This window comes from Paracoccus endophyticus, from assembly GCF_003286075.1.
Taxonomy (GTDB): Bacteria; Pseudomonadota; Alphaproteobacteria; order Rhodobacterales; family Rhodobacteraceae; genus Paracoccus; species Paracoccus endophyticus.
This window is the reverse complement of sequence record NZ_QLUV01000003.1, coordinates 129,136-153,576: the sequence shown is the minus strand read 5'-3', so window position 1 is coordinate 153,576 and position 24,441 is coordinate 129,136. Positions and strand designations below refer to the sequence as shown.

27 protein-coding genes are annotated in these 24,441 nt (G+C 69.2%); 19 read left to right on the top strand and 8 right to left on the bottom strand.

The annotated features are described in order from the left end of the window. Positions 1-39: 39 nt before the first annotated feature. Positions 40-417, bottom strand: a complete 378-nt coding sequence (locus DPQ23_RS05685) for a MerR family transcriptional regulator (RefSeq protein ID WP_112873729.1) — start codon at positions 415-417, stop codon at positions 40-42. Positions 418-625: 208 nt separating this feature from the next. Between DPQ23_RS05685 and DPQ23_RS05680 the strand changes: the two genes are divergently transcribed. From DPQ23_RS05680 to DPQ23_RS05670, 3 genes are read left to right on the top strand one after another with little or no spacing between them, the layout of a single operon-like run. Next, on the top strand, positions 626-1,024 hold the full coding sequence (locus DPQ23_RS05680; RefSeq protein ID WP_112873851.1) for a PaaI family thioesterase: 399 nt from the start codon (positions 626-628) through the stop codon (positions 1,022-1,024). Between the two features lie 52 nt (positions 1,025-1,076). Further along, positions 1,077-1,526 (top strand): PaaI family thioesterase, encoded by a 450-nt coding sequence (locus tag DPQ23_RS05675; RefSeq protein ID WP_240602504.1) that lies wholly within the window; start codon positions 1,077-1,079, stop codon positions 1,524-1,526. A gap of 7 nt (positions 1,527-1,533) precedes the next feature. Then, positions 1,534-2,850 (top strand): MATE family efflux transporter, encoded by a 1,317-nt coding sequence (locus DPQ23_RS05670; RefSeq protein ID WP_112873727.1) that lies wholly within the window; start codon positions 1,534-1,536, stop codon positions 2,848-2,850. 35 nt (positions 2,851-2,885) lie between these two features. On the opposite strand, the gene DPQ23_RS05665 is transcribed toward DPQ23_RS05670, so the two are convergent. Continuing rightward, on the bottom strand, positions 2,886-3,200 hold the full coding sequence (locus DPQ23_RS05665) for a DUF1476 domain-containing protein (RefSeq protein ID WP_112873726.1): 315 nt from the start codon (positions 3,198-3,200) through the stop codon (positions 2,886-2,888). A gap of 131 nt (positions 3,201-3,331) precedes the next feature. On the opposite strand from DPQ23_RS05665, the gene purC reads away from it, so the two are divergent. From purC to rnr, 9 genes are all read left to right on the top strand, one after another. Beyond that, on the top strand, positions 3,332-4,090 hold the full coding sequence (gene purC, locus DPQ23_RS05660; protein ID WP_112873725.1) for a phosphoribosylaminoimidazolesuccinocarboxamide synthase: 759 nt from the start codon (positions 3,332-3,334) through the stop codon (positions 4,088-4,090). A 10-nt stretch (positions 4,091-4,100) separates the two neighbouring features. Then, complete coding sequence (gene purS, locus DPQ23_RS05655) at positions 4,101-4,340, top strand: phosphoribosylformylglycinamidine synthase subunit PurS (RefSeq protein WP_112873724.1); 240 nt, start codon at positions 4,101-4,103, stop codon at positions 4,338-4,340. A gap of 65 nt (positions 4,341-4,405) precedes the next feature. Next, positions 4,406-5,278 (top strand): LysR family transcriptional regulator, encoded by an 873-nt coding sequence (locus DPQ23_RS05650; protein WP_112873723.1) that lies wholly within the window; start codon positions 4,406-4,408, stop codon positions 5,276-5,278. Between the two features lie 94 nt (positions 5,279-5,372). Beyond that, positions 5,373-5,888: a formate dehydrogenase subunit gamma gene (locus DPQ23_RS05645; protein WP_112873722.1), complete on the top strand. Its 516-nt coding sequence runs from the start codon at positions 5,373-5,375 to the stop codon at positions 5,886-5,888. After that, positions 5,888-7,420, top strand: a complete 1,533-nt coding sequence (locus tag DPQ23_RS05640; RefSeq protein WP_112873721.1) for a formate dehydrogenase beta subunit — start codon at positions 5,888-5,890, stop codon at positions 7,418-7,420. The genes DPQ23_RS05645 and DPQ23_RS05640 overlap by 1 nt, the downstream gene beginning before the upstream one ends. Beyond that, positions 7,417-10,305: a formate dehydrogenase subunit alpha gene (gene fdhF, locus DPQ23_RS05635; protein WP_112873720.1), complete on the top strand. Its 2,889-nt coding sequence runs from the start codon at positions 7,417-7,419 to the stop codon at positions 10,303-10,305. Before DPQ23_RS05640 ends, fdhF begins: the two co-directional genes overlap by 4 nt. After that, entirely contained in the window at positions 10,302-11,168 is an 867-nt protein-coding gene (fdhD, locus tag DPQ23_RS05630; RefSeq protein ID WP_112873719.1) for a formate dehydrogenase accessory sulfurtransferase FdhD, read from the top strand. The genes fdhF and fdhD overlap by 4 nt, the downstream gene beginning before the upstream one ends. 3 nt (positions 11,169-11,171) lie before the next feature. Continuing rightward, positions 11,172-11,429, top strand: a complete 258-nt coding sequence (locus DPQ23_RS05625; protein WP_112873718.1) for a formate dehydrogenase subunit delta — start codon at positions 11,172-11,174, stop codon at positions 11,427-11,429. Positions 11,430-11,506: 77 nt separating this feature from the next. Further along, the gene (gene rnr, locus DPQ23_RS05620) at positions 11,507-13,774 is read left to right on the top strand and encodes a ribonuclease R (protein WP_112873717.1); all 2,268 of its coding nucleotides are present in this window, start codon (positions 11,507-11,509) and stop codon (positions 13,772-13,774) included. Between the two features lie 81 nt (positions 13,775-13,855). Here the strand turns inward: rnr and DPQ23_RS05615 are convergent, their stop codons facing one another. After that, positions 13,856-15,451: a phosphoenolpyruvate carboxykinase gene (locus DPQ23_RS05615; RefSeq protein ID WP_112873716.1), complete on the bottom strand. Its 1,596-nt coding sequence runs from the start codon at positions 15,449-15,451 to the stop codon at positions 13,856-13,858. Positions 15,452-15,605: 154 nt separating this feature from the next. Here DPQ23_RS05615 and DPQ23_RS05610 point away from each other — a divergent pair, with 154 nt between their 5' ends. From DPQ23_RS05610 to DPQ23_RS05585, 6 genes are all read left to right on the top strand, one after another. Then, positions 15,606-16,043 carry an HPr kinase/phosphorylase gene (locus DPQ23_RS05610; protein WP_112873715.1) on the top strand — a complete coding sequence of 146 codons (438 nt, stop codon included), beginning with the start codon at positions 15,606-15,608 and terminating at the stop codon, positions 16,041-16,043. Between the two features lie 34 nt (positions 16,044-16,077). Further along, complete coding sequence (gene rapZ / locus DPQ23_RS05605) at positions 16,078-17,103, top strand: RNase adapter RapZ (protein ID WP_112873714.1); 1,026 nt, start codon at positions 16,078-16,080, stop codon at positions 17,101-17,103. After that, positions 17,100-17,513, top strand: a complete 414-nt coding sequence (locus tag DPQ23_RS05600) for a PTS sugar transporter subunit IIA (protein WP_112873713.1) — start codon at positions 17,100-17,102, stop codon at positions 17,511-17,513. The genes rapZ and DPQ23_RS05600 overlap by 4 nt, the downstream gene beginning before the upstream one ends. Further along, positions 17,510-17,788, top strand: coding sequence for an HPr family phosphocarrier protein (locus DPQ23_RS05595; protein WP_112873712.1), 279 nt, complete (start codon positions 17,510-17,512; stop codon positions 17,786-17,788). Before DPQ23_RS05600 ends, DPQ23_RS05595 begins: the two co-directional genes overlap by 4 nt. A 5-nt stretch (positions 17,789-17,793) precedes the next feature. Continuing rightward, entirely contained in the window at positions 17,794-18,411 is a 618-nt protein-coding gene (locus DPQ23_RS05590) for a TetR/AcrR family transcriptional regulator (RefSeq protein WP_112873850.1), read from the top strand. 85 nt (positions 18,412-18,496) lie between these two features. Further along, positions 18,497-18,874 carry a DUF2852 domain-containing protein gene (locus DPQ23_RS05585; RefSeq protein WP_112873711.1) on the top strand — a complete coding sequence of 126 codons (378 nt, stop codon included), beginning with the start codon at positions 18,497-18,499 and terminating at the stop codon, positions 18,872-18,874. Between the two features lie 45 nt (positions 18,875-18,919). Here DPQ23_RS05585 and DPQ23_RS05580 read toward each other — a convergent pair whose 3' ends face one another. The 4 genes from DPQ23_RS05580 to DPQ23_RS05565 all read right to left on the bottom strand — a co-directional run bounded on the left by DPQ23_RS05580 (position 18,920) and on the right by DPQ23_RS05565 (position 23,012). Further along, on the bottom strand, positions 18,920-20,284 hold the full coding sequence (locus DPQ23_RS05580) for a glutamate--cysteine ligase (RefSeq protein WP_112873710.1): 1,365 nt from the start codon (positions 20,282-20,284) through the stop codon (positions 18,920-18,922). 126 nt (positions 20,285-20,410) lie between these two features. Beyond that, positions 20,411-21,520: a chorismate synthase gene (aroC, locus tag DPQ23_RS05575; RefSeq protein ID WP_112873709.1), complete on the bottom strand. Its 1,110-nt coding sequence runs from the start codon at positions 21,518-21,520 to the stop codon at positions 20,411-20,413. A gap of 54 nt (positions 21,521-21,574) precedes the next feature. Continuing rightward, complete coding sequence (locus DPQ23_RS05570; RefSeq protein WP_112873708.1) at positions 21,575-21,913, bottom strand: carboxymuconolactone decarboxylase family protein; 339 nt, start codon at positions 21,911-21,913, stop codon at positions 21,575-21,577. A gap of 28 nt (positions 21,914-21,941) precedes the next feature. Then, positions 21,942-23,012, bottom strand: coding sequence for an NAD(P)/FAD-dependent oxidoreductase (locus DPQ23_RS05565; RefSeq protein WP_112873707.1), 1,071 nt, complete (start codon positions 23,010-23,012; stop codon positions 21,942-21,944). Between the two features lie 137 nt (positions 23,013-23,149). On the opposite strand from DPQ23_RS05565, the gene DPQ23_RS15370 reads away from it, so the two are divergent. Next, entirely contained in the window at positions 23,150-23,323 is a 174-nt protein-coding gene (locus DPQ23_RS15370; RefSeq protein ID WP_162630648.1) for a hypothetical protein, read from the top strand. Positions 23,324-23,836: 513 nt separating this feature from the next. Here DPQ23_RS15370 and DPQ23_RS15365 read toward each other — a convergent pair. Further along, positions 23,837-24,439, bottom strand: a complete 603-nt coding sequence (locus DPQ23_RS15365; RefSeq protein WP_162630647.1) for a hypothetical protein — start codon at positions 24,437-24,439, stop codon at positions 23,837-23,839. Positions 24,440-24,441 lie beyond the last annotated feature (2 nt).

Here is a 24,441-nt window from a genome sequence, read left to right as displayed (position 1 = left end):
GTCGCGGAGGCCGCGGTGGCGCCTGAGGGGTGGCCGGCGTCAGTCGGGCATGGCGTCCAGCAGCGCCGCCGTCTCGTTGCGCAGCGCGCGCAGGTCGGTGATCGCCGTCTCGATCTCGTCGCGCTGGCCGGCCAGCACCTGAAGCTGCCGGTCGGCGTGCTCCAGCCAGACGCGGTACTGCTCGGCGGTGCCCTTGTGCTGGTAGATCAGCAGCCACTGGCGGATTTCCTCCAGCGAGAATCCGAAGCGGCGGCCGCGCATGATCAGCTTCATCCGCGCGATCTCGCGCGGGCCATAGAACCGCGCGCGCCCGTCGCGGCGGGGGCTGAGCAGTTCGATGTATTCGTAGTACCGCAGCGTGCGGGGGGTCACGTCGAACCGCGCGCACATGTCCTTGAAGCTGATATCCTGGGTCATTCCGCACGCCCCTGCTGCCACCGTCACGCTAGATCAACGGCCAGGCGATCTCAACCGATGCAGCGGTCCTTGCCGCGGCCGCGGGGGCAGGGCAGACAGGGGCCGGATCATCACGCGTGGCGGGGCATGAGGCGGACAGATGCACGATGACGACGCGACGGGGCCCGCAGGGACCCCCGTGACCGCGGCCGACGATCCCCGGCTGGCGATGGCGCGCGAATTCCTGGACCACATTCCCCATGCGCGGGCGCTGGGCATGACGGTCGCCTCGCTGGGCATGAGCAAGGCCGAGATCACGATGGCATGGCGGCCCGAATTCGTTGGCGACCCGTCCACGGGGGTCCTGCACGGCGGGGTCGTCTCGGCCCTGATGGACACCTGCTGCGGGGCGGCGGTGCTGGCCGATCCCAAGGGACCCCCCAGCACCGCCACCATCGACCTGCGCATCGACTACATGCGGGCGGCCACGCCGGGGCAGACGATTCGCGCGCGGGCAGAGTGCTTTCACATCACGCGCTCGGTCGCCTTCGTGCGGGCGCTGGCGCTGGATGACGACGAACAGAACCCCGTGGCCACCGCCACCGGGGCGTTCAGCGTGGGGGGCTGAGGTGGGCGACCGCAACGAACCTTTGGCGCAGGTGAAATCCCGCCGCGACACCATGCTGGCGGCGCTGGTGGACGGCGTGCCCTATGTCGCATGGCTGGGCGTCCGCTTCGACCGGCGGGGGGACGAGCTGACGGCGGTTCTGCCGTTTGCGGAACGCCTGATCGGAAATCCCATGCTGCCGGCCCTGCACGGGGGCGTCACGGCGGCCTTTCTTGAAACGGCGGCCATCGTGGGGCTGACCTGGACCGCGTTGTGGGACGACATGGAGGCCGGGCGCCTCGCCCCCGACCTCGGTCGCCCCGACAGCCTGCCGCGGCTGCCCAAGACCATCGACTTCACGGTCGACTACCTGCGCTCCGGCCTGCCGCGCGACAGCTATGCGCGCTCGCGCATCGTGCGGATGGGGCGGCGCTTTGCCAGCGTGCAGGTCGAGGCGTGGCAGGACAACCGCGACCGGCCGTTCGCCCACGCCACCGGACATTTCGTGATGCCGCAGGGCTGATCTGACCGTGCCCGCCGCGGCGGCCCTGACCCACCGGCGGGTGCTGGCCATCGCGCTGCCGATCGTGGCGTCCAACGCGACGATCCCGCTGCTGGGGGCCGTGGACACCGGCGTCGTGGGCCAGATGGGCCAGGCCGCGCCGATCGGCGCCGTGGGCTTGGGCGCCGTGATCCTGATGTCGGTCTACTGGATCTTCGGGTTCCTGCGGATGGGCACCTCGGGGCTGGTCGCGCAAAGCCATGGCGCGGGGCGGCCGGGGGACAGCGGGGCGCATCTGGTGCGCGCGCTGGCCGTCGCGTTGGCGGTCGGGCTGGCCTATGTGGCTGTGCAGGCGCCGCTGAGCGCCGCCGCGTTCCGCCTGGCGCCCGCCTCGGCCGAGGTCGAGACGCTGGCGCGGCAGTATCTGGCGATCCGCATCTGGGGCGCGCCCGCCACCATCGGGATGTATGCGCTGACCGGCTGGATGATCGCGACCGAGCGGACCCGCGCGATCCTGGCCGTGCAGATGCTGATCAACGCGATCAACATCGGGCTGGACCTGTGGTTCGTGCTGGGGCTGGGGTGGGGCGTGCGCGGGGTCGCCGCCGCCACCCTGATCGCCGAGATGGCGGGCCTGGCGCTGGCGCTGTGGATCGCGCGCGGCGCGCTGGCGGCCGGGCTGGCGCAGGCGGGGTTGTTCGCGCGCGACCGGCTGGCGCAGCTGGGCCGGGTCAACGGCGACATCATGATCCGCTCGGTCCTGCTGCAGGGGTCGTTCACCAGCTTCGTGTTCTTCGGCGCGGCACAGGGCGACGTCACGCTGGCCGCCAATCAGGTCTTGATGCAGTTTCTGGAAATCACCGCCTTTGCCCTTGACGGATTTGCCTTTTCAGCCGAGGCGCTGGTCGGGCAGGCGGTCGGTGCGCGCCGACCGGGCGCGGTGCGCCGCGCCGCCGTGCTGACGTCGCAATGGGGCGTGGGCGGGGCGCTGCTGCTGGGCCTGTCGTTCGCGGTCGGCGGCGGGGCGATCATCGACCTGCTGACCACCGCGCCGGCGGTGCGCGAGGCCGCGCGCGCCTTTCTGCCCTGGCTGGCGCTGGCGCCGGTGATCGGCATCGCAAGCTGGATGCTCGACGGCATCTTCATCGGGGCGACCCGCACGGCCGAGATGCGGCGCGCGATGATCCAGGCAGTCGCGGTCTATGCGGTGGCGCTGGCCGTGCTGCCCCCGATCTGGGGCAATCACGGGCTATGGGCGGCGCTGATGGTGCTGAACGCCACGCGCGGCCTGACCATGGCACGGCTGTACCCCACGGTCGAGGCCGCGGCCCGCGCCCCGGCCTGAGCGCATCCCGACCCTAGGGCGGGACGCGCCGGCCCTCAGCTTTCCTCGAGGACCTGGCGACGCGCCTCGGTGCGCAGTTCGTCCATCTTGGCGCGGATCGCCGCCTCGTCCGCCTTGCCCGACAGGTCCGCCGCCAGCTTGCGGAACACGTCCCCGTCGCCCGGCTCCTCGAAGTCCGAGGTGACGACGGTCAGCGCATAGGTGCGCGCCTCGTCGCCCGACTTGCCCAGCAGCCCGGCCGCCCATTCGCCCAGCAGACGGTTGCGGCGCGCCTCGGCCTTGAAACGCAGGTCGGCGTCGTGGGCGAACTTCGCCTCGTAGGAACGTTCGCGATCGTCAAAGGTGGTCATGTCGGCCTCCGGTCAGGTCTGCGCCTGATATGCCCACGGGCCCCGCCTGCCGCAACCCCGTATTGCCCCGCGCGCCCGTTCGGGTCTATGGGAGGACCAAATGGACCCTTGGCCCACGAAAGGCGCAGGACATGGCCCCACGGCGCAAGAAGATTTACGAAGGCAAGGCCAAGATCCTGTACGAAGGCACCGAGCCCGGCACCCTCATCCAGTATTTCAAGGACGACGCCACGGCCTTCAACGCACAGAAGAAGGCCGTGGTCGAGGGCAAGGGCGTGCTGAACAACCGCCTCAGCGAGTTCTTCATGACCGGCCTGACCAACATCGGCGTCCCGAACCACTTCATCCGCCGCATCAACATGCGCGAGCAACTGATCCGCCAGGTCGAGATCATCCCGCTTGAAGTGATCGTGCGCAACTTCGCCGCCGGCTCCATCTCCAAGCGGCTGGGGCTGGAGGAGGGGACGGCGCTGCCCCGGCCGATCGTCGAGTACAGCTACAAGAACGACGAGCTGGGCGATCCCATGGTCAGCGAGGAATATGTGATCGCCTTCGGCTGGGCCAGCCAGCAGGACCTGGACGACATCGTCAGCCTGGCGCTGCGCGTCAACGACTTCCTGTCGGGCGTGTTCTATGGGGTCGGCATCAAGCTGGTGGATTTCAAGATCGAGATCGGCCGCATCTGGGACGGCGACTTCATGCGCCTGATCGTCGCGGACGAGATCAGCCCCGACAGCTGTCGCCTGTGGGACGTCAAGACCGGGCAGAAGCTGGACAAGGACGTGTTCCGCCGCGACCTGGGCAATCTGACCGACGCCTATACCGAGGTGGCGCGGCGGCTGGGCGTGATGCCGGCGGCCCCTGTCGCCAAGCCCACGCTGATCAACTGAAGGCCCGCCGATGAAAGCTCGCGTCACCATCATGCTGAAGACCGGCGTCCTGGACCCGCAGGGAGAGGCGATCCGCCACGCGCTGGGCAACCTGGGGTTCAAGGGCGTCGAGGGCGTGCGCCAGGGCAAGGTGATCGAGCTTGACCTGGCCGCCACCGATCCCGCCGCGGCCGAGGCGGAGGTGGGCCGGATGTGCGAGGCGCTGCTGGCCAACACCGTCATCGAAAGCTGGCGAGTCGAGATCCTTTAGGACGCGCGGCCGGTGCGCGGCCCTGCGGTGCGACCTGCGGGGCAGAGGGTGGGGGCAGGGCGACGGTGATCGACCGGCTCAACATGTTCATGGTGCTGGCGCGCGAACAGCATTTCGGCCGCGCCGCCGAGGCGCTGGGAATCACCCAGCCGTCGCTGTCGTCTGCGCTGCGCGCGCTGGAGGATCAGCTGGGCGTGCAGCTGGTGCGGCGCGGCTCGCGCTATGGCGGGCTGACGCCCGAGGGCGAGCGGGTGCTGGACTGGGCGCGCCGGATCGTGGGTGACGCCCGCACCATGCAGGCCGAGATGCGCGCCCGCCACCGGGGCGTCAGCGGCCGCCTGCGGATCGGCGTGATCCCGACCGCCATGCCCCGCATCGCCGACCTGACGGCCCCCTTGCTGGCCCGCCACCCGGCGACCGAGGTGACGATCCTGTCGCGGTCCTCGGACGAGATCCGCGACCAGATCGCCGCGCTGGAACTGGACGCGGGCGTCACCTATCTGGACAGCGAGCCGCTGGGCAAGGTCCAGCGCCTGCCGCTGTTCCGCGAGACCTATTGCCTTGTGGACCGCACCGAGCAGGCCGGGCCGGTCGGCTGGGCCGAGGCCGCCACCCGGCCCCTGTGCCTGCTGACCCCCGACATGCAGAACCGCCGGATCGTCGCCCGGCACCTGGCGGACGTGGGCGCGCGCGACGTGCCGCGGGTCGAGTCGAACTCGATGCTGGCGATCCTGTCGCACGTGGCGACGGGTGACTGGGCGGCGGTGCTGCCGCAGGCTCTGGCCGACGGGCTGCCGCTGCCGGCGGGCGTGCTGTCGCGGCCGCTGACCGGGGCCGAAGGGCACATGGTCGGCCTGATCGTCGCCGCCCGAGAGCCGCATCCGCCGCTGATCCGCGCGTTGCTGGAGGCCGGCACACGAGGGGCAGCAGTGTCATAGGAACCGCCTATCATCCTACGGGTCTTTGGTATTGATTTGCCTATCACGGCGCAGGTAGCGTTCGGGGGATCGTTCTGCCGGAAGCATCCCTGCCATGACCCATGCGGCCAACACGCCGACCGCCCCCAACAGCCTGACCGTTTCAGCCCTTGACGCCGACGCCCTTGATCGCCTGAACGCGATCATCGCGCGCCATGCCGGACGAGAGGGTCCGCTGCTGCCGATCCTGCATGACGTGCAGGCCGACTTCGGCCTGATCCCCGAGGCGGCGCAGCCGATCATCGGCAACGCGCTGGGGATGAGCCGGGCCGAGGTCTATGGCGTGGTCAGCTTTTACCACGACTTCCGCGAACGACCGGCGGGCCGGCATGTGCTGCGCCTGTGCCGGGCCGAGGCGTGTCAGTCGATGGGCGCCGATGCGCTGGCCGATCAGGTCCGCGCCGCGCTGGGGCTGGACTGGCACGAGACCACGCCCGACGGGCGGCTGACGCTGGAGCCGGTGTTCTGCCTGGGCCTGTGCGCCTGCGCGCCCGCCGCGCAAATGGGCGACCGGCTGATGGGTCGCGCCACGGCGCAGCGCGTCGTCGCGATGGTCGGGGGGGCGCGCTGATGCGGATCTGGGTTCCCGTCGATGCCGCCGCCCGCGCGCTGGGCGCCGACGAGGTTGCCGATGCGATCCGGCGCGAGGCCGCGGCCCGCGGCATCGACATCGCGCTGACACGCAACGGCACGCGCGGCATGGTCTGGCTGGAGCCGCTGGTCGAGATCGAGATCGACGGCGTCCGGCACGGCTTTGGCCCCGTGGCGCCCGAGGACGTGCCCGCGCTGCTGGCCGGTCCTGCCGGGCATCCGCTGGCGCTGGGGCCGGTGGACGACCTGCCGTGGATGCGGGCGCAGACGCGGCTGACATTCGCCCGGGTGGGGATCATCGACCCGCTGTCGGTCGAGGAATATCAGGCGCATGGCGGGCTGGCGGGCCTGCGCGCCGCGCTGGCTGCGCCCGACCGCATCGTGGCCGAGATCACCGACTCGGGCCTGCGCGGGCGGGGCGGGGCGGGTTTTCCGACCGGGATCAAGTGGGCCACCGTCGCCAGGGCTGCGGCGGACCGCAAGTACATCGTCTGCAACGCCGACGAGGGCGACAGCGGCACGTTCGCCGACCGGATGCTGATGGAAGGCGATCCCCTGACCCTGATCGAGGGCATGGCCATCGCCGGCGTGGCCGTGGGGGCGACGCAGGGCTATGTCTATATCCGCAGCGAATACCCCGACGCGATCCGCGCCATGGACAGTGCGATCCGCATCGCCCGCGGCGCGGGCGTGCTGGGCGCGTCGGTGCTGGGATCGGGCCGCACCTTCGACATGGAGGTGCGGGTGGGCGCGGGCGCCTATGTCTGCGGCGAGGAAACCAGCCTGCTCAACAGCCTTGAGGGCAAGCGCGGCGTGGTGCGCGCCAAGCCCCCGATCCCCGCGCTGGAAGGGTTCCTGGGCAAGCCCACGGTCGTCAACAACGTGCTGTCGCTGGCCACCGTGCCCTGGATCATGGCGAACGGGGCGGCGGCCTACGCCGCCCACGGCATCGGCCGGTCGCGCGGCACCATGCCGTTGCAGATCGCGGGCAATGTCCGGCACGGCGGGTTGTTCGAGGTCGCGTTCGGCCTGTCGCTGGGCGAGATCGTGACCGCCATCGCGGGTGGAACCGCCAGCGGCCGGCCCGTCAAGGCGGTGCAGGTGGGCGGGCCGCTGGGCGCCTATTTCCCGCCGTCGCTGTTCGACACCCCCTTCGGCTATGAGGAGTTCGCGGGCAAGGACGGGCTTGTCGGCCATGCGGGCGTCGTCGTCTTCGACGACACGGCCGACATGCGCGCGCTGGCGCGCTTTGCGATGGAGTTCTGCGCGATCGAGTCCTGCGGGAAATGCACGCCCTGCCGGATCGGATCGACCCGCGGGGTCGAAACCATCGACCGCATCGCCGCCGGGGACCTTGAAGCGGTCCCGGTGCTGACCGATCTGTGCAACACGATGAAATGGGGCAGCCTGTGCGCGCTGGGGGGGTTCGTGCCCTATCCCGTGCTGTCGGCGCTGGAGCATTTCCCCGATGATTTCACCGGACGGCGCGTCCGGGTGGAGGCCGCAGAATGAAGGACTTCGTCATTCCCCCCAAGGACTGGACGCGCGACATGGGCACGCCCGAGTCGCGGTCCGACATCGCCGTGACGCTGAGCGTCGATGGCATGCTGGTCACGGTTCCAGCCGGCACCAGCGTGATGCGCGCGGCGGCCGAGGCGGGCGTCACCGTGCCCAAGCTGTGCGCGACCGACACCCTGGCGGCCTTCGGCTCGTGCCGGCTGTGCGTCGTTCAGATCGAGGGGATGCGCGGCACGCCCGCATCCTGCACGACCCCCGTGGCCGAGGGGATGGTGGTCCACACCCAGACCGACGAGATCGCCCGCATCCGCCGCGGCGTGATGGAGCTGTACATCTCGGACCATCCGCTGGACTGCCTGACCTGCGCGGCGAACGGCGACTGCGAGTTGCAGGACATGGCCGGTGCCGTGGGCCTGCGCGAGGTCCGCTTTGAGCCGGGCCAGAACCATTTCCTGCGGCGCGAAAACGGCGAGCCGAACCCCGAATGGCGCGCCAAGGACCAGTCGAACCCGTATTTCACCTTTGATCCGGCGAAATGCATCGTCTGCTCGCGCTGCGTACGGGCCTGCGAAGAGGTGCAGGGCACGTTCGCCCTGACGATCGAGGGACGGGGCTTTGACAGCCGCGTCAGCGCCGGGATGGCGTCCGACAGCTTCCTGTCGTCGGACTGCGTCAGCTGCGGGGCCTGCGTGCAGGTCTGCCCGACCGCCACGCTGATCGAGAACAAGGTGATCGAGATCGGCACGCCCGAGCGCATCGTCAAGACCACCTGCGCCTATTGCGGCGTGGGCTGTTCCTTCGACGCCCATATGCGCGGCGAGACGGTCGTGAAGATGGTGCCCAGCAAGGACGGCAAGGCCAACCGGGGGCATAGCTGCGTCAAGGGCCGCTTCGCCTGGGGCTATGCCACGCACGCCGAGCGCGTTTTGAACCCGATGATCCGCGAGCATTACACCGACCCGTGGCGGGTGGTGTCGTGGGAGGAGGCGATCCGTTTCGCCGCCGACCGCCTGCGCGCGACGCAAGCAAAGCACGGGCGCGATTCGGTCGGCGTCATCACATCCTCGCGCTGCACGAACGAGGAAACCTATCTGGTGCAGAAGCTGGCGCGCGCCGTCTTCGGCAACAACAACACCGACACCTGCGCCCGCGTGTGCCATTCGCCGACCGGCTATGGCCTCAAGACGACGTTCGGCACATCGGCAGGGACGCATGACTTCGACTCGGTCGAGGACACTGACCTTGCGCTGATCATCGGGGCGAACCCGACCGAGGGGCACCCGGTCTTCGGCTCTCGCCTGCGGCGGCGGCTGCGGCAGGGGGCGGGGCTGATCGTGATCGACCCGCGCCACATCGACCTGCTGGACACGGCCCACCGCCATGAGGCGATGCACCTGCCGCTGCTGCCCGGCACCAACGTCGCCGTGCTGACCGCGATGGCCCATGTGATCGCGGCCGAGGGCCTGTATGACGAGGCGTTCATCCGCACCCGCTGCGACTGGGACGAGTTCCTGGCCTATCGCGAGTTCCTGCTGGACCCCCGCCATTCCCCCGAGGCGGTCGAGCGCACAAGCCAGGTGCCGGCCGACCTGATCCGCCGCGCCGCCCGCGCCTATGCGGGCGCGCCGCGTGCCAGCATCTATTATGGCCTGGGCGTGACGGAACACTCGCAAGGGTCCACCACCGTCATGGCCATTGCCAACCTGGCGATGATGACGGGCAACATCGGCAAGCCGGGCACCGGCGTGAACCCGCTGCGCGGCCAGAACAACGTGCAGGGATCGTGCGACATGGGGTCGTTTCCGCACGAGTTCCCCGGCTATCGCCATGTGACCGACATCGAGACGCGCCGGATCTATGAACAGGCCTGGGGCGTGCCGCTGTCGGACGAACCCGGCCTGCGGATCCCCAACATGTTCGACGCGGCGACCGCGGGCACGTTCCGGGGCCTGTACTGCCAGGGCGAGGACGTGCTGCAATCCGATCCCGACACCAGCCATGTGCAGAAGGCGCTGGCGAGCCTGGACATCCTGATCGTCCACGACCTGTTCCTGAACGAGACCTCGAACTATGCCCATGTCTTCCTGCCGGGCTCGTCGTTTCTGGAAAAGGACGGCACCTTCACCAACGCCGAACGGCGCATCAACATGGTGCGCCGGGCAATGACGCCCCTGAACGGCCATGCCGACTGGGAAATCACGGTGATGCTGGCGAACGCGCTGGGCGCGGACTGGCGGTATGACCACCCTTCGCAGATCATGGACGAGATCGCGATGACGACGCCCAGCTTTGCCGGCGTCAGCTATGACCTGCTGGACCGCGAAGGCTCGGTCCAGTGGCCGTGCAACGCAGCGGCCCCGCTGGGGACGCCCGTCATGCATGTGGACGGCTTCGTGCGCGGCAAGGGCAAGTTCATCCACACCGAATACGTCGGCACGGACGAGCGCACCGGCCCGCGCTTTCCGCTGCTGCTGACCACGGGGCGGACGCTGACGCAGTACAACGTGGGTGCGCAAACGCGGCGCACCGACAACACCGTCTGGCATGCCGAGGATCTGCTGGAGATCCACCCGTCGGACGCCGAAAACCGGGGCATCGCGTCAGGCGACTATGTCCGCGTGGCCAGCCGGGCAGGGGACACGACGCTGCGCGCGCGGGTGACGGACCGGGTGGCGCCGGGCGTGGTCTACACGACCTTCCACCACCCCAACACGCAGGCCAACGTGGTCACGACCGACAATTCCGACTGGGCGACCAACTGCCCGGAATTCAAGGTGACGGCGGTGCAGGTCAGCCCGTCGAACGGACCGTCCGAATGGCAGGAGCAGTATCGCGCCCATGCCGAGCTGTCGCGCCGCATCCTGCCCGCCGCCGAATGACGGCAGGGACGACCGGCGCGGCCCGCATCGTGCCGCCTCACGCGCCGGCCGATGGCCGGCCGCTGTGGCGCTGGCGGGACGGCGGCTGGCATCAGGGATCCGTGCCCGCCAGCCCCGAGGAGGCGGCGGTGGCGATCGTCATCGACGGGGCCTCGCAGGCCGTGCTGATGGCGACCCCGCACGAGCTGGATGATTTTGCGTTCGGCTTTGCCCTGACCGAGGGGCTGATCGCCAGCCCGGCCGACGTGACCGGGTGCGAGATCGTGGCTGTCCCCGCCGGTCCCCTGAACCTGCCCGCGCACGAGGCGCGGCTGTGGCTGCGCCCGGGCCTGTCGGCCGGGCTGGCGGAACGGCGGCGCAGCATGGTGGGGCCGGTGGGCTGCGGGCTGTGCGGCGTGGACAGCATTGCCGCCGCGCTGCCCGCCGTCTGGCGGAGTGAATCCACGCTGCGCCTGTCGCCGGGCGACATCCTGGCCGCAATGGCGGCGCTGTCGGCGGGCCAGCGCCGCTGGCGCGACACGCCCGCGATCCACGCGGCCGCCCTGTGGGTGCCCAGGGACACGCCGGGCCGGGACGCGCTGGTGCGCGAGGACGTCGGCCGCCACAACGCGCTGGACAAGCTGGCAGGGGCTGCCGCCCGGGCGGGCCTCGACGCACGCCGCGCCTGTGTTGCCATGACCTCGCGCCTGTCGGTCGATCTGGTGCAGAAGACCGCGCGCATGGGCGCCCCGGTGCTGATGGGTGCGGGCGTGCCCACGCGGCTGGCGATCGCCTGGGCCGAGGCCGCAGGGGTGACGCTGATCGGGCGCGCGCGCGGCGACAGCTTTGACGTCTTTACCCATCCACATCGCATCCAGGACTGACGCATGGCCGACAAGCTGATCCGCATGGCGACGCAGATCGCCGATTTCTTCCGCAGCCAGCCGGACCTGGTGCCGGAACAGGCGGTGGCCGGGCACATCAACGATTTCTGGACCTATCGGATGCGGATGGAGTTTCTGGACCAGTTGCGCGCCGGGGCCGAGGCCGATCCGATCGTGCGCGCGACGGCGCCGTTCATCCGCCTGCCGGAGGAGCCGTCCGAAGGCGCTAAGCCCACGGACCCGCTGTCGCATCAGGACTAGGGCCGCCGGGGAACCGGGCGGGGCCGGCGGCCCTTTTGTCCCTGCCGCAACGCCCGCGGCCGTGTTAGCGTGCCGTCATGAACCAGATGCCCACCCGCCAGCAGATCCTCGACTGGATCGCCGACCATCCCGACGCCACCGCAAAGCGTGACATCGCCAAGGCCTTCGACATCAAGGGCAGCGCCCGGATCGAGCTGAAGCGCCTGCTGAAGGAGCTTGAGGCCGAGGGCGTGCTGGAACGCCGCCGCCGCAGCTATCGTGATGCCGAAAAGCTGCCCCCCGTGACGGTGGTCGAGATCACGGCCCCGGACGCGCAGGGCGACCTGTTCGCCCGCCCGCTGGAATGGCAGGGCACGGCGCCGATGCCGCGCATCCTGTTTTCCCCGCTCAAGGCCGATCCGGCCGTCGCGCCGGGCGAACGCCTGCTGGTGCGCCTGATCCCGGTCGAGGGCGAGGACCACCAGTATCAGGCCCGCCTGATGCGGCGCATCGGCACCGTCTCGCATCGCGTCGTCGGCATCTTCCGCAAGGAGACCGAGGGCGGACGCATCGTGCCCATCGACAAGGGCGAGGGGCGCGAATGGCGGGTGCGCGGCGACGCGACGCAAGGGGCGCAGGACGGCGAACTGGTCGAGGCCGAACAGATCGGCTCGCGCGCGCGGATCGGCCTGCCGCAGGCCCGCATCCTGGACCGGCTGGGCGATCCCTCGGCCCCGCGCGCGGTCAGCCTGATCGCGATCCACCAGCACGGCATCCCCGACGATTTCCCCGACGCCGTGATGGCCGAGGCGGATGCCCAGACGCCCGCAACCCTGCAGGGGCGCGAGGATCTGCGCCCGCTGCCGCTGATCACCATCGACCCGGCAGACGCGCGCGACCACGACGACGCGGTGGCCGCCATGCCCGACGACGATCCCCGCAACCCGGATGGCATGGTGATCTGGGTCGCCATCGCCGATGTGGCCGCCTATGTGCGGCCGCAGTCGGCGCTGGACCGCGAGGCGCGCCACCGGGGCAATTCCACCTATTTCCCCGACCGCGTGGTGCCTATGCTGCCGGACGTGCTGTCGGGCGATCTGTGTTCGCTGCACCACGGCGTGGACCGGCCCGTGATCGCCGTGCGGATGCGGCTGGACGCGCAGGGCAACAAGATCGGCCATGACTTTCACCGCGGCATGATGCACAGCCGCGCCTCGCTGAGCTACGAGCAGGCGCAGGCGGCGGCGGACGGCAATCCCGACGAGGATGCCGCGCCCCTGATGGACGAGGTGATCCGGCCGCTGTTTGCCGCCTATGCGCTGCTGAAGACGGCGCGCGCGCGGCGCCAGCCGCTGGAACTGGACCTGCCCGAGCGCAAGATCGAACTGACCCCCGACGGGCGCGTCAAGTCGGTGGCGTTCCGCGACCGCTTTGACGCCCACAGGCTGATCGAGGAGTTCATGGTGCTGGCCAACGTCGCGGCGGCCGAGGAGCTGACCCGCCTGCGCCGCCCGCTGCTGTTTCGTGTCCATGAAGAGCCCAGCCCCGAAAAGCTGAACGCGCTGCGCGACGTGGCCGAGGCATCGGGGTTCAGCCTGGCCAAGGGGCAGGTGCTGCAGACCAGCCAGCTGAACCGGCTGCTGGCGCAGGCGCAGGACACCGACTTTGACGAGCTGATCAACGTCAGCACCCTGCGGTCGATGACGCAGGCGTATTATCACGCGGAAAACCTGGGGCATTTCGGCCTGGCGCTGAAATCCTATGCGCATTTCACCTCGCCGATCCGGCGCTATTCCGACCTGATCGTGCACCGGGCGCTGATCTCGGCCCACGGCTGGGGCGGGGGCAAGAAGGGCGACGGCCTGTCGGCGCAGGACATCGAGACGCTCGACGAGACCGCGATCCACATCAGCGAGACCGAGCGGCGCAGCATGGCGGCCGAACGCGACACCACGGACCGGTATCTGGCGGCGTTCCTGGCGGACCGGGTCGGCAGCGAATTCACGGGCCGCGTCAGCGGGGTCCAGCGATTCGGCGCCTTCGTCAAGCTGGACGAGACCGGCGCCGACGGGCTGATCCCCATCCGCGACATCGGGCAGGAATATTTCCACTATGACCGGGACGCGCAGACGCTGGTCGGCGCGGACAGCGGTCTGGAAATCGGCATCGGGCAGCGCGTCCTGGTGCGCCTGGCCGAAGCGGTGCCCACCACCGGCGGGCTGATGCTGCAACTGCTGGAGGTCGAGGGGAGCGCGATCGCGCGCGGCCCGTCCGGGCGGCGGGGCAAGTCCCCCCGGCGCGCCGACGCCCGGTCCGCCAAGGCCGGCGAGGCGCGCGCCCGCAAGCTGCGCCGCATCCGCAAGTAGCCGGCCTGGCCTGGCCGCGTTCTGAAACGGGAAACGCCCCACGGGCTGCGCGGGGCGTTCGTCAGGCCGGGGTCGCGTGCGTCAGATCGCGGCGGCCCTGACGTCCGCGTCCACCTTGTCCGTGTATTGGGCGAAGTTCTCGCGGAACATGGCGCGCAGCTTTTCGGCCTGCGCGTCATAGGCCGCGCCGTCCGGCCATGTCTGGCGGGGGTCCAGCAGCGCATCGTCCACGCCCGGAACGCTGACCGGCACCTCGAACCCGAAGTTCGGGTCGATGCGGAAGGTGGCATCGTTCAGCGAGCCGTCCAGCGCCGCGCTCAGCAGCGCGCGGGTGGCCTTGATCGGCATGCGCTTGCCGGTGCCGAAGGCGCCGCCGGTCCAGCCGGTGTTGACCAGCCAGCAGACGGCCCCGGTTGCGGCGATGCGCTCTTGCAGCAGCTTGCCGTAAACCTCGGGGCGGCGCGGCATGAAGGGGGCGCCGAAGCAGGTCGAGAAGGTGGGCGACGGCTCGAGCACGCCATCCTCAGTCCCCGGCGTCTTGGAGGTGAAGCCCGACAGGAAATGATACATCGCCTGCGCCGTGGTCAGCCGCGAGATGGGGGGCATCACGCCATAGGCATCCGACGTCAGCATGATGATGTTGCGCGGGTGGCCGCCCATCGAGGTGGGCGAGGCGTTGCTGATCGCCTCGAGCGGATAGGCGCAGCGCGTGTTTTCCGTGATCGAGCCGTCGGCGAAGTCCAGTTCCAGCGTGTCGGGGTCATGGACCATGTTCTCGACCACGGTGCCGAACCGGCTGGTCGTGGCGTAGATCTCGGGCTCGGCCTCAGGCGACAGGTTGATGGTCTTGGCATAGCAGCCGCCTTCGAAGTTGAAGGTGCCGTTGTCGGACCAGCCATGCTCGTCGTCGCCGATCAGCACGCGCGAGGGGTCCTGCGACAGCGTGGTCTTGCCGGTGCCCGACAGGCCGAAGAACACTGCCGTGTCGTCGGGGTTGCCAATGGCGTGGTTGGCCGAGCAGTGCATCGCCATCACGCCCTTGCCGGGCAGGATATAGTTCAGCAGCGTGAACACGGATTTCTTGTTCTCGCCCGCATACTGGGTGTTGCCGATCAGGATCAGCTTGCGGTCGAAGTTCAGGGCGATCACCGTGTCGGACCGGGTGCCGTGACGTGCCGGATCGGCCTTGAAGCCGGGGCAGTTGATGATCGTGAAGTCGGGCGTGAAGCCGGCCAGTTCCTCGGCGGCGGGACGGCGCAGCAGGTGGCGGATGAACAGCCCGTGCCACGCCAGCTCGGTGACGACCCGCACGTCAAGCCGGTGTTCGGGGTCCGCGCCGCCATACAGGTCCTGCACGAAATACTCGCGCCCCTTCATGTGGGCCAGCATGTCCCGATACAGCGTGTCGAAATGCTCGGGCGACATGGGGGCGTTGTTGTCCCACCAGATCGAATCCTCGACCGACGGCGTGCGGACGACGAACTTGTCCTTGGGCGACCGGCCGGTCTTGGCGCCGGTTTCCACCAGGAACGCCCCGCCCAGGCCCAGATGCCCCTCGCCCCGGCGGATCGCCGCCTCGACCAGGGCGGGTTCCAGAAGGTTGTAGTGGACCGATCCGACGCCTTCGATCCCCTGATCTTCCAGCTTGCAGTTGGGGTTGACGCGGGCGTGGGTCATGGCGGGTCTGCTCCTGAAGGGCGGGACGGGGGGGTGTCGCCGTGGTCCTATAACATGGCAAAAAGATGAAGGAAGGCGGGGCGCACCCCGGTTAGCGCAACCATCGTGGTTTAGCGTTACCAACTGGCGGAATAGGCAGGATGCGGGGGGCGTTATGACGACGGATGACCAGGGCGGCCAGGGCACGATCCACGCCAGTGCCGTCGCCCTGGACGGTCGAGGGCTGCTGATCCTCGGCCCGCCGGGTTCGGGCAAGTCTACGCTGGCGCTGGCCCTGCTGGCGATGGGGGGGCAGCTTGTGGCCGACGACAGGGTTCGGCTGATCCGCCGCGGCGACCGGCTTGTCGCATCCTGTCCGCCCCGCCTGTCGGGCCTGATCGAGGCGCGCGGCGTCGGCATCCTGCGCGCAGGCGCCGCCGGCGATACGCCCCTGTCGCTGGCTGTGGACCTGGGCCGGGCCGAGGACGCGCGCCTGCCGCCATCGCGCCACATCACCCTTCACGGTGTCGAGCTTGACCTTGTGTTGGGACCGATGGGACCGCATCTTGGTGCTGCACTGCGGCAGATGCTGATCGGCGGACGGTTCGCCTGAGGCGCGCAGCGCGGGCGTGTGGATGGGAAGGGCGATGGACAAGGCGATCGAGCCTCGGCAGGACACGACTTTCGCCACCGCGCAGCCGGACGGCGGTGAACAGCCCGCCGCTGACGTGCAGCGCATCGTCCTTGTGACCGGCCCCTCGGGCGCGGGGCGGTCCACCGCCATCAACGTGCTGGAGGACCTGGGTTTCGAGGCAATCGACAACCTGCCGCTGTCGCTGATCCCGCGCCTGCTGGCCGGACAGCCCCGCCCGGTGCCGCTGGCCCTGGGGCTGGACGTGCGCAACCGCGATTTCGCCGTCTCGCGCGTGATCGACCAGATCGACGGGCTGACCCGCGACCCCGCCTTTGCCCCCGAGGTGCTGTATCTGGATTGCGCGACCGAGGTTCTGGTGCGCCGCTATGCCGAGACGCGCCGCCGCCACCCGCTGGCAACCGGGGGATCGCCGTCGGATGCCATCGCGGTGGAACGCGACCTGCTGGCCCCGATCCGCGCACGCGCGGACGTGCTGGTGGACACCACCGACCTTAGCCCCCATGACCTGCGCGCAGAGCTTGCCCGCGCGTTCGACGTGGGCCCGGGCGGCGCGCTGTCGGTGTCCGTGCAAAGCTTCAGCTACAAGCGGGGCGTCCCGCGCGGGCTGGACCTGATGTTCGACTGCCGGTTCCTGGCGAACCCGCACTGGGTCGCGCCGCTGCGGTCCCTGGACGGCCGCGACCCGGCGGTTCGCGCCCATGTCCGTGCCGATCCCCGATACGATGAATTCTTTGCCCGGGTCCGCGACCTGCTGGTTTTTCTGCTGCCCGCGCAGGTGGCCGAGGGCAAGGCGCACCTGGCGATCGGGTTCGGGTGTACCGGCGGGCAACACCGTTCAGTCACTTTGGCGGAAGAAATGGCCGATGCCCTTGCCGTTCAGGGCTGGCAGGTGTCTAAACGACACAGGGAACTGGAACGCCGACAGGACGCACCTCGCCCCGGCGATACGCTGCAGGCAGGCGGGTCCATGGGCGTGCGCGGGGGCGCGCCAGCGTTCGCGGGTGGTGGAAAGACTTGATCGGGATTGTCATCGTTGCGCATGGTGGGCTGGCGCGGGAATACCTCGCCGCCGTAGAGCATGTCGTGGGGCCGCAAAGCGGCATTCGTGCCGTCATGATCGAGGAAGACCATGACCGCGGCGCCAAGCAGATCGAGATCTGCGACGCGGCCAACGCGGTGGATACCGGACAGGGCGTGGTGATCGTCACCGACCTGTTCGGCGGCTCGCCGTCGAACCTGTCGCTGCCGGCCTGCATGCCCCGGCAGCGCCGCATCCTTTATGGCGCCAACCTGCCGATGCTGGTCAAGCTGGCCAAGTCGCGCAACATGGGGGTGGCCGAGGCCGCCGAGCTTGCGGCAGAGGCGGGGCGCAAGTACATCGACTGCTATGCCCCTGCGGACAAGGACCTGCGCCGAGCTGTTTCATGAGCCAGACGATCACGCGAGACCTGCCCATCATCAACGAAAAGGGCCTGCACGCCCGCGCCTCAGCCAAGTTCGTCGAGACGGTCGAGCAGTTCGACGCCCGCGCCTGGGTCGAAAAGGACGGCGAACGGGTGTCGGGCGATTCGATCATGGGCCTGCTGATGCTGACCGTGGCGCGCGGCAGCTCGATCACCGTCACGACCGAGGGGCCGGAGGCCGCGGCCCTTGCCGATGCGCTGGCGACCCTGGTCGGGGATTATTTCGGCGAAGGCATGTGACGCGGGTGCCCCGCGACAGCTATCATCATGGCAATCTGAAACAGGCGCTGGTCGATGCGACCGTTCGCCTGGTCGAGGACAAGGGGCCGCTGGCCTTTACCCTGGCCGAGGCGGCGCGTCTGGCCGGCGTCAGCCCTGCCGCCCCCTATCGCCATTTCGCCGGCCGCGACCAGCTGCTGGAGGAGGTCGCGCGCCAGGGCTTTCTGGACTTTGCCGACCGGCTCGAAGCCGCCTTCGACCGCGGGCGGCCCGCGGCGTTGTCGGCGTTTGTCCGCATGGGGCAGGCCTATCTGGCCTTTGCCCGCGACAAGCCCGGCTTCTACATGGCGATGTTCGAGTCCGGCCTGTCGATTTCGGGCAATGCCGAGCTGTCGGCCGCAGCGGACCGCGCGCAATCGGTCCTGGTGGACGCCGCCCGCGCCTTGTCCGCGCGCCTGCCCGCCGACCGCCGCCCGCCCGCCACCATGGTCGCCAATCACCTGTGGGCGCTGTCGCATGGCGTGGTCGAGCTGTTTGCGCGCGGGCGTCCCGGTGGGCGGTCGCCAGAATCCGCCGACGAGATGCTGGAAAGCGGGGCGCTGATCTATCTGCGGGGCCTGGGCGTCATCGGCGCCGAAGGATAATTCCCACGCCGGGGATTGAACCGCAAGCCGCGCAGGGCCATCTGTGTTAATGTGATTAACATTCACATCAACACGGAGCCCGCAGATGCACCCCGCCGTCTATTCCGCCACCCCCCGCGTCAACCCGCTGGTCCGCGCCCGCGACTGGCTGGACGACCGCGGCCGCCTTGCCTGGCTGGCCGCCGTCGCCCTTGGGCTGGTCGTCTTCTGGCCGGTCGGCCTGGCCATCCTTGGATACATGATCTGGAGCAAGCGCATGTTCGCACGCTGTCACGCCACCCGCACCGCGGTGTTCCATCCCGCCGCCTCGTCCGGCAACGTCGCCTTCGACGCCTATCGCGACGAAACGCTGAAGCGGCTGGAGGACGAGCATCGCGCCTTTGTCGAGTTCTTGGCCAGGCTGCGCGAGGCCAAGGACAAGGCCGAGTTCGACCAGTTCATGGCCGAGCGCCGCGACGCCTGACCGGCCGACCAGCGAAAGACGGGGCCGGGCGACCGGCCCCATCCCTCAATAGGCCTGGTCAGCGTAGATATGCGACAGGTCGCCCGCCCATTCGCCCTGATAGCGCGCCAGCAGCCGGTCGGCCGTGACCTCGCCCGTTGCCAATTGCGCGTCCAGGACGTCCAGGTAAGCTGTTTCATCCGCCAGACCGCCGCCCTCGCGCGCACGCGCGGCCAGCCCGCTGCGCGCGATTTGCACCGCCTGCGCGGCCAGGTCGCGCAGGCGAATGCCGTTCGCCTCTCCCGCCAGCCCGTCGCGCGCGGCAGCCCGCCGCAGGCCCTCGCGCGTGTCGTCGTCCCAGCCCCGGACCAGGTCGCTCGCCGCATCCAGGGCCGACTGGTCATAGGTCAGCCCGACCCACAGCGCGGGCAGCGCCACAAGATGCGCGCGGTCGCCCGCGTCGGCGCCCCGCATCTCGATGTACTTCTTGATCCGCGCCTCGGGGAACACCGTGGTCATGTGGTCGGCCCAGTCCGACAGCGTCGGCACCTCGCCCGGCAGGGCCGGCAGGCGCCCCTTCAGGAAGTCGCGGAACGACATCCCCAGCGCGTCGATGTAGCGGCCGTCACGATAGACGAAATACATTGGCACATCAAGGACATAATCCACCCACGCCTCGTACCCGAAGCCGTCCTTGAAGACAAAGGGCAGCATTCCCGTGCGCGCCGCGTCCAGGTTCTGCCAGATATGGCTGCGCCACGACTTCATGCCGTTGGGCCGTCCGTCCAGAAACGGCGACGAGGCGAACAGCGCCGTGGCGACCGGTTGCAGTGCCAGCGCGACGCGCAGCTTCTGCACCATGTCGGCCTCGGACCCGAAGTCCAGGTTCACCTGCACCGTGCAGGTGCGGTACATCATCTGCTTTCCCAGCGTGCCCACGCGGTCCATGTAATCGGTCATCAGCCGATAGCGGCCCTTGGGCATCATCGGCATCTGGTCCTGCGACCACACCGGGGCCGCGCCCAGGCCCATGAAGCCGACGCCCAGGCCGCGCGCGATCTCGGCCACCTCGGACAGGTGATTGTCCAGTTCCGCGCGTGTCTCGTGCAGGGTCTCGACCGGCGCGCCCGACAGCTCCAGCTGTCCGCCCGGTTCCAGGCTGACGTTCGCGCCGTCCCGGCTCAGCCCGATGATGGCGCCGGCTTCCTCGACCGGGGTCCAGCCGAACCGGTCGCGCAGCCCTTCCAGCATGGCGCGGATCGACCGCGCGCCGTCATAGGGCAGGGGCGTCAGATCGTCCCAGGAAAAGCCGAACTTCTCGTGTTCCGTGCCGATGCGCCAGGCCTCACGCGGCTTTTCCCCGCCAGCGATATAGTCGGCCAGTTGCTCGCGCCGCTCGATCGGGCCGCCGCCCTGCTGGGGAATGGACATCGGACGGGGCCTCTCGGGATCGTTGCCGGTGACAGGTGGCGCGGCGGCGCGGCATAGTCAAGCGGGCCGCGCGGGTGGCGCGACCTTGGGCCAAGGCCCGCCCGCGCCCCTCTGCGGGCGCGGCCTTCAGGGGGCCGGCCCGATCCGGCCGCGCACCCCGCCCGTCTGCGCGCGGTCCAGCAGCAGGTGGTCCAGGATCACGCAGGCGGCCATCGCCTCGGCCACCGGGACGGCGCGGATGCCCACGCAGGGGTCATGGCGGCCTTTCGTGACCAGCGCGATCTCGTCGCCCGCGGCGGTGATCGTGCGCCGGGGCGTCAGGATCGAGCTGGTCGGCTTGACCGAGAACCGCACCACGATGTCCTGCCCGGTCGAGATCCCGCCCAGGATGCCGCCTGCGTGGTTGGACCCATAGGCCGGGCCGTCCGCTCCCATGGTGATCTCGTCGGCGTTCTGCGTTCCCCGCAGGCCGGCGGCGGCCATCCCTTCGCCGATCTCGACGCCCTTGACGGCGTTGATCGACATCATCGCGGCCGCCAGGTCGGTGTCCAGCTTGCCGTAAACGGGCGCGCCCAGGCCGGGTGGGCAGCCCTGGATCAGCACCTCGACCGCGGCGCCGACGCTGTCCTGATCCTTGCGGATGCCGGTCAGGTAATCGGTCCAGTCGGCGACCGCGCCCGCGTCGGGCAGGAAAAAGTCGTTCCGGTCGATCTCGGCCCGATCGAACCGGGCGCGATCGATGTGCCGGTCGCCCATCTGCACCATGTAGCCGGTGATCCGCAGCCCCGGCAGCAGATCGCGCAGGACGGCAAGCGCCACCCCCCCGGCCGCGACCCGCGCCGCGGTCTCGCGCGCGCTGGACCGCCCGCCCCCGCGATGGTCGCGGTGCCCGTACTTGAGGTGATAGGTGATGTCGGCGTGCCCCGGCCGGAAGGCCTGCGCGATGTCGCCGTAATCGCGCGAGCGCTGGTCGGTGTTCTCGATCATCAGCTGGATGGGCGTGCCCGTGGTGCGGCCCTGAAACAGGCCCGACAGGATGCGCACGGCGTCGGGTTCCTGGCGCTGGGTCGTCATCTTCGACTGGCCGGGGCGGCGGCGGTCCAGCTGGCGCTGGATGAACGCCTCGTCCAGGGCGATTCCGGGCGGGCATCCGTCCACCGTGGCGCCCAGCGCCGGACCGTGGCTTTCGCCCCAGCTGGTAAAGCGGAATACCCGGCCGAAGCTGTTGACGCTCATCTGCATCCCCCGTTTGCGCCCCCCATACGCGGCGCGCGCAGGGGCGGCAATGCGTCAGGCGGCCGACAGCTCGTCCCAGGCGGCCAGCGCGCGGGCGGCATACATCAGCGCGGGCCCGCCCCCCATGGTCATCGCCATCGCGCAGACGTCGCCCAGCTCTTCGCGGGTGGCGCCGGCCTTGATCAGGGCTTGGACGTGAAAGAGGATGCAGGGCTCGCAGCGTTCCGAGATCGCGATGCCAAGGGCCACGAATTCCTTGGTCTTGGCGTCCAGCACGCCGTGGCGGGTGGCGCCGTGTTCCAGCGCCATGAAGCCCTTGAGGGTTTCGGGCACCAGCTTGTTCAGCGCCTTGTTCATCGCGCGCTGATCGGCCATCTTGTCGGCAGCAGACATTCCCATACTCCTATATGACACGGCAGGCTTATCCCCGCAGACGCGCTGGCGACAAGAGGGCCGACAGCGCCGCGTCCGGTCTGCGGCCAAGGGTCACATCGGCGATCAGCCGGGCCGCGGCGGGCGCGGACTGGAATCCATAGCCGCCCTGGCCCGCGAACCAGATGAAGTCGGGACGGTCGGGCTCGGGGCCATAGACCGGGTTGCCGTCGGGCGCAAAGGTCCGCAGTCCCGCCCAGCTGGACAGCAGCCGGTCGACGGGAAAGCGCATCATCGCCTCGTACCGCGCCAGCCCTTCGGCCAGAACCATGTCGTCGGCCCAAGCGTCGTGGGCGTCCACCGGGTCGGCCTCGGCCGGCGAGACGATCAGCGCGCCGGCGTCGGGCTTGGCGTACCACGTCTCGGCGACGCCGAAGACCATCGGCCAGCGCGCCGGATCGAGGCCGCCGGGCGCGGGAATGCGCGCCATCGACCGTCGGTGCGGCTGCAAGCCCAGCGGCGCCACGCCGGCCATGGACGCGACCCGGTCGGCCCAGGCGCCGGCGGCGTTCACCAGGATCGTGGCGCGGATCTGGTCGGTCGCGGTCGTCACGGTCCAGCCGGCGGCGTCATGCGCGATGGCCGTCACGGGCGCGCGGGTGCGCAGCGTGGCGCCGTGGTGGCGGGCGGCGCGCGCATAGGACTGGATCAGCGCGTCGGTGTCGATGTCGCTGGCATGGTCGGCCCGGGCCGCATGGGCGACACGCGCGGGGTCAAGCGGCGGAAACAGCGCCGCGGCCTCCTCGGGGGACACGGAGGTCAGCTGCATTGCCTCGGCCTCGGCGGCGAAGGACGCGGCCTGGTCGGCAGAGGCGACCAGCAGCACGCCCCGCGGCGTCAGCACGCCCGCCGCCCGCAGCGCCTCGCCCGAGGCGAGCGACAGCGCCACGACGGGCGGCGGGCCGTAATGCGGCTCGTACAGCGCCGCCGAACGCGACGAGGCGTGATGGGCCAGGTTGTCCTCGGATTCGAGCAGCACAACCGAGGCGTGGGGGGCCAGCTCGGCCGCGGCCGAAACGCCCGCAATGCCGCCGCCGATGATCAGGATGTCGGTGTTCATGGGGGGGTTGTGGCACGGGGGCGCAGGGCGGGGAAGGGGAGGCGGGGCGGGGTTGGGGGGCGGACAGGGCGGGCTGCGTTGGGGCTGGCCTCGCGCGGGGCTGCTGGGTGGGGCGAGACGAGGGGCTGCCTGTCCCGATGAGCGAGGAGGGGCTGGACGGCCGCAAGCCGGGCTGGGGCGAGGCGCAGAAGGATTACGAGGACCTCGGCCCCGACGCCGCCCGGCTGATGAGCGACGAGCCGGGTGTGCCGCTGGGCGAGGAGAAGCGCTCGGCGCGGGCGGATACGATGGCGTGGTTAAAGGCGCGGTAGGGTGGGATCTTGCCCCGCCATTGCGGTGCAGTGGGCGTGGAACCCACCCTAGGATTGCTATACGCTATGCCACACAGCTATTTCCAGAGAACGACACCTTGGTGACACGGCCTTGAGCGACAGTGTAATTTGTCCTGCATTGCATGTCGTGAAGTTGCTGCCCGCCCGGTTGATATGTTCCATACCCAGAAGCGCTCGGCACATATACGCTCTTGTTTGTGGTGAATTGCTGCCTAGAAACATAGGTAAGAACGCGTTGTCCCGGTGTCGGAGCATAAACGCTTTCAGGCGCGCCCAGTGCGCTCACGAGTTCGCCTTCGGTTGAGCCTACCCAACTCGACACCTGTTGGTTATAACCTTCCGAGGTCGCGCAACCAGAGATCAGTAGAGTCGTGACGAGCAATCCAGAACAAAATCTATACAAGTCTTCCTCCCATGAGCTTGCAGACTGTCTAGTTGATTATTGTCATTCACTCCTGCCCGGCATGCAAGCGAAAGCTGCAGTGATGGGAACTATTTGTCTCTTGCAAGAGCAGTGCATCGTTGTGTGCAAATTTTTATCGCTTCCAAGAGTTCTGTGCGCTTGTCATCAAGGTGCCTGAACGCCCAACCCGCACCGTCAATAACTTCTATCAAATTTAACAATGATAAGACGCTCTGCGGCAATCCTGAGCATTCAATAATCCACCCCTTAGGCGAAAAGTGAACAAATTGGTTTCTTAAATCGTGTATCTGCTCAAAGGCTCGTTGCTGTTGAGTTGTGGCATCCAGCTTTGTTTGAGGATATTGTTCGATAAATGGCGACTTGCCAAATACCCTTGCAAAAAGGTCCTGAGGGCTTGCAACGGCTTCGCGGGGGCATGCCCCTGGATCGCCAAACCGCGCCTTCTCGTGCCATTCAAGCATAGCGCGAGCCGACTTCTCAGTCAGTGCACCTATACCAGCCGAGCCGGATAGGTGGCAAACCATGGCACCACAAAGCGCACTGTGCACGGAAAGTATCGCCCACTTCCACGCTCTCTGCTCAACGGAAACTTGCTCCAAGCAAGAGGACAGATGCTTTATCGAGTAGACAACATCATCCACCTCTGAAGTAGTCAGCCACCGCTCTACCATAG

What these genes read in the sequence shown, in the direction of transcription:
- DPQ23_RS05625 (WP_112873718.1), top strand. Translation starts at nt 11,172, where the DNA reads ATGGCCGACAAGCTGATCCGCATGGCGACGCAGATCGCCGATTTCTTC.
- DPQ23_RS05675 (WP_240602504.1), top strand. Translation starts at nt 1,077, where the DNA reads ATGCTGGCGGCGCTGGTGGACGGCGTGCCCTATGTCGCATGGCTGGGC.
- DPQ23_RS05615 (WP_112873716.1), bottom strand. Translation starts at nt 15,451, where the DNA reads ATGACCCACGCCCGCGTCAACCCCAACTGCAAGCTGGAAGATCAGGGG.
- DPQ23_RS05610 (WP_112873715.1), top strand. Translation starts at nt 15,606, where the DNA reads ATGACGACGGATGACCAGGGCGGCCAGGGCACGATCCACGCCAGTGCC.
- DPQ23_RS05580 (WP_112873710.1), bottom strand. Translation starts at nt 20,284, where the DNA reads ATGTCCATTCCCCAGCAGGGCGGCGGCCCGATCGAGCGGCGCGAGCAA.
- DPQ23_RS05640 (WP_112873721.1), top strand. Translation starts at nt 5,888, where the DNA reads ATGCGGATCTGGGTTCCCGTCGATGCCGCCGCCCGCGCGCTGGGCGCC.
- DPQ23_RS05585 (WP_112873711.1), top strand. Translation starts at nt 18,497, where the DNA reads ATGCACCCCGCCGTCTATTCCGCCACCCCCCGCGTCAACCCGCTGGTC.
- DPQ23_RS05685 (WP_112873729.1), bottom strand. Translation starts at nt 417, where the DNA reads ATGACCCAGGATATCAGCTTCAAGGACATGTGCGCGCGGTTCGACGTG.
- DPQ23_RS05665 (WP_112873726.1), bottom strand. Translation starts at nt 3,200, where the DNA reads ATGACCACCTTTGACGATCGCGAACGTTCCTACGAGGCGAAGTTCGCC.
- fdhD (WP_112873719.1), top strand. Translation starts at nt 10,302, where the DNA reads ATGACGGCAGGGACGACCGGCGCGGCCCGCATCGTGCCGCCTCACGCG.
- DPQ23_RS05565 (WP_112873707.1), bottom strand. Translation starts at nt 23,012, where the DNA reads ATGAACACCGACATCCTGATCATCGGCGGCGGCATTGCGGGCGTTTCG.
- DPQ23_RS05680 (WP_112873851.1), top strand. Translation starts at nt 626, where the DNA reads ATGGCGCGCGAATTCCTGGACCACATTCCCCATGCGCGGGCGCTGGGC.
- purC (WP_112873725.1), top strand. Translation starts at nt 3,332, where the DNA reads ATGGCCCCACGGCGCAAGAAGATTTACGAAGGCAAGGCCAAGATCCTG.
- DPQ23_RS05645 (WP_112873722.1), top strand. Translation starts at nt 5,373, where the DNA reads ATGACCCATGCGGCCAACACGCCGACCGCCCCCAACAGCCTGACCGTT.
- rnr (WP_112873717.1), top strand. Translation starts at nt 11,507, where the DNA reads ATGAACCAGATGCCCACCCGCCAGCAGATCCTCGACTGGATCGCCGAC.
- aroC (WP_112873709.1), bottom strand. Translation starts at nt 21,520, where the DNA reads ATGAGCGTCAACAGCTTCGGCCGGGTATTCCGCTTTACCAGCTGGGGC.
- DPQ23_RS15365 (WP_162630647.1), bottom strand. Translation starts at nt 24,439, where the DNA reads ATGGTAGAGCGGTGGCTGACTACTTCAGAGGTGGATGATGTTGTCTAC.
- rapZ (WP_112873714.1), top strand. Translation starts at nt 16,078, where the DNA reads ATGGACAAGGCGATCGAGCCTCGGCAGGACACGACTTTCGCCACCGCG.
- fdhF (WP_112873720.1), top strand. Translation starts at nt 7,417, where the DNA reads ATGAAGGACTTCGTCATTCCCCCCAAGGACTGGACGCGCGACATGGGC.
- DPQ23_RS15370 (WP_162630648.1), top strand. Translation starts at nt 23,150, where the DNA reads ATGAGCGAGGAGGGGCTGGACGGCCGCAAGCCGGGCTGGGGCGAGGCG.
- DPQ23_RS05595 (WP_112873712.1), top strand. Translation starts at nt 17,510, where the DNA reads ATGAGCCAGACGATCACGCGAGACCTGCCCATCATCAACGAAAAGGGC.
- DPQ23_RS05570 (WP_112873708.1), bottom strand. Translation starts at nt 21,913, where the DNA reads ATGTCTGCTGCCGACAAGATGGCCGATCAGCGCGCGATGAACAAGGCG.
- purS (WP_112873724.1), top strand. Translation starts at nt 4,101, where the DNA reads ATGAAAGCTCGCGTCACCATCATGCTGAAGACCGGCGTCCTGGACCCG.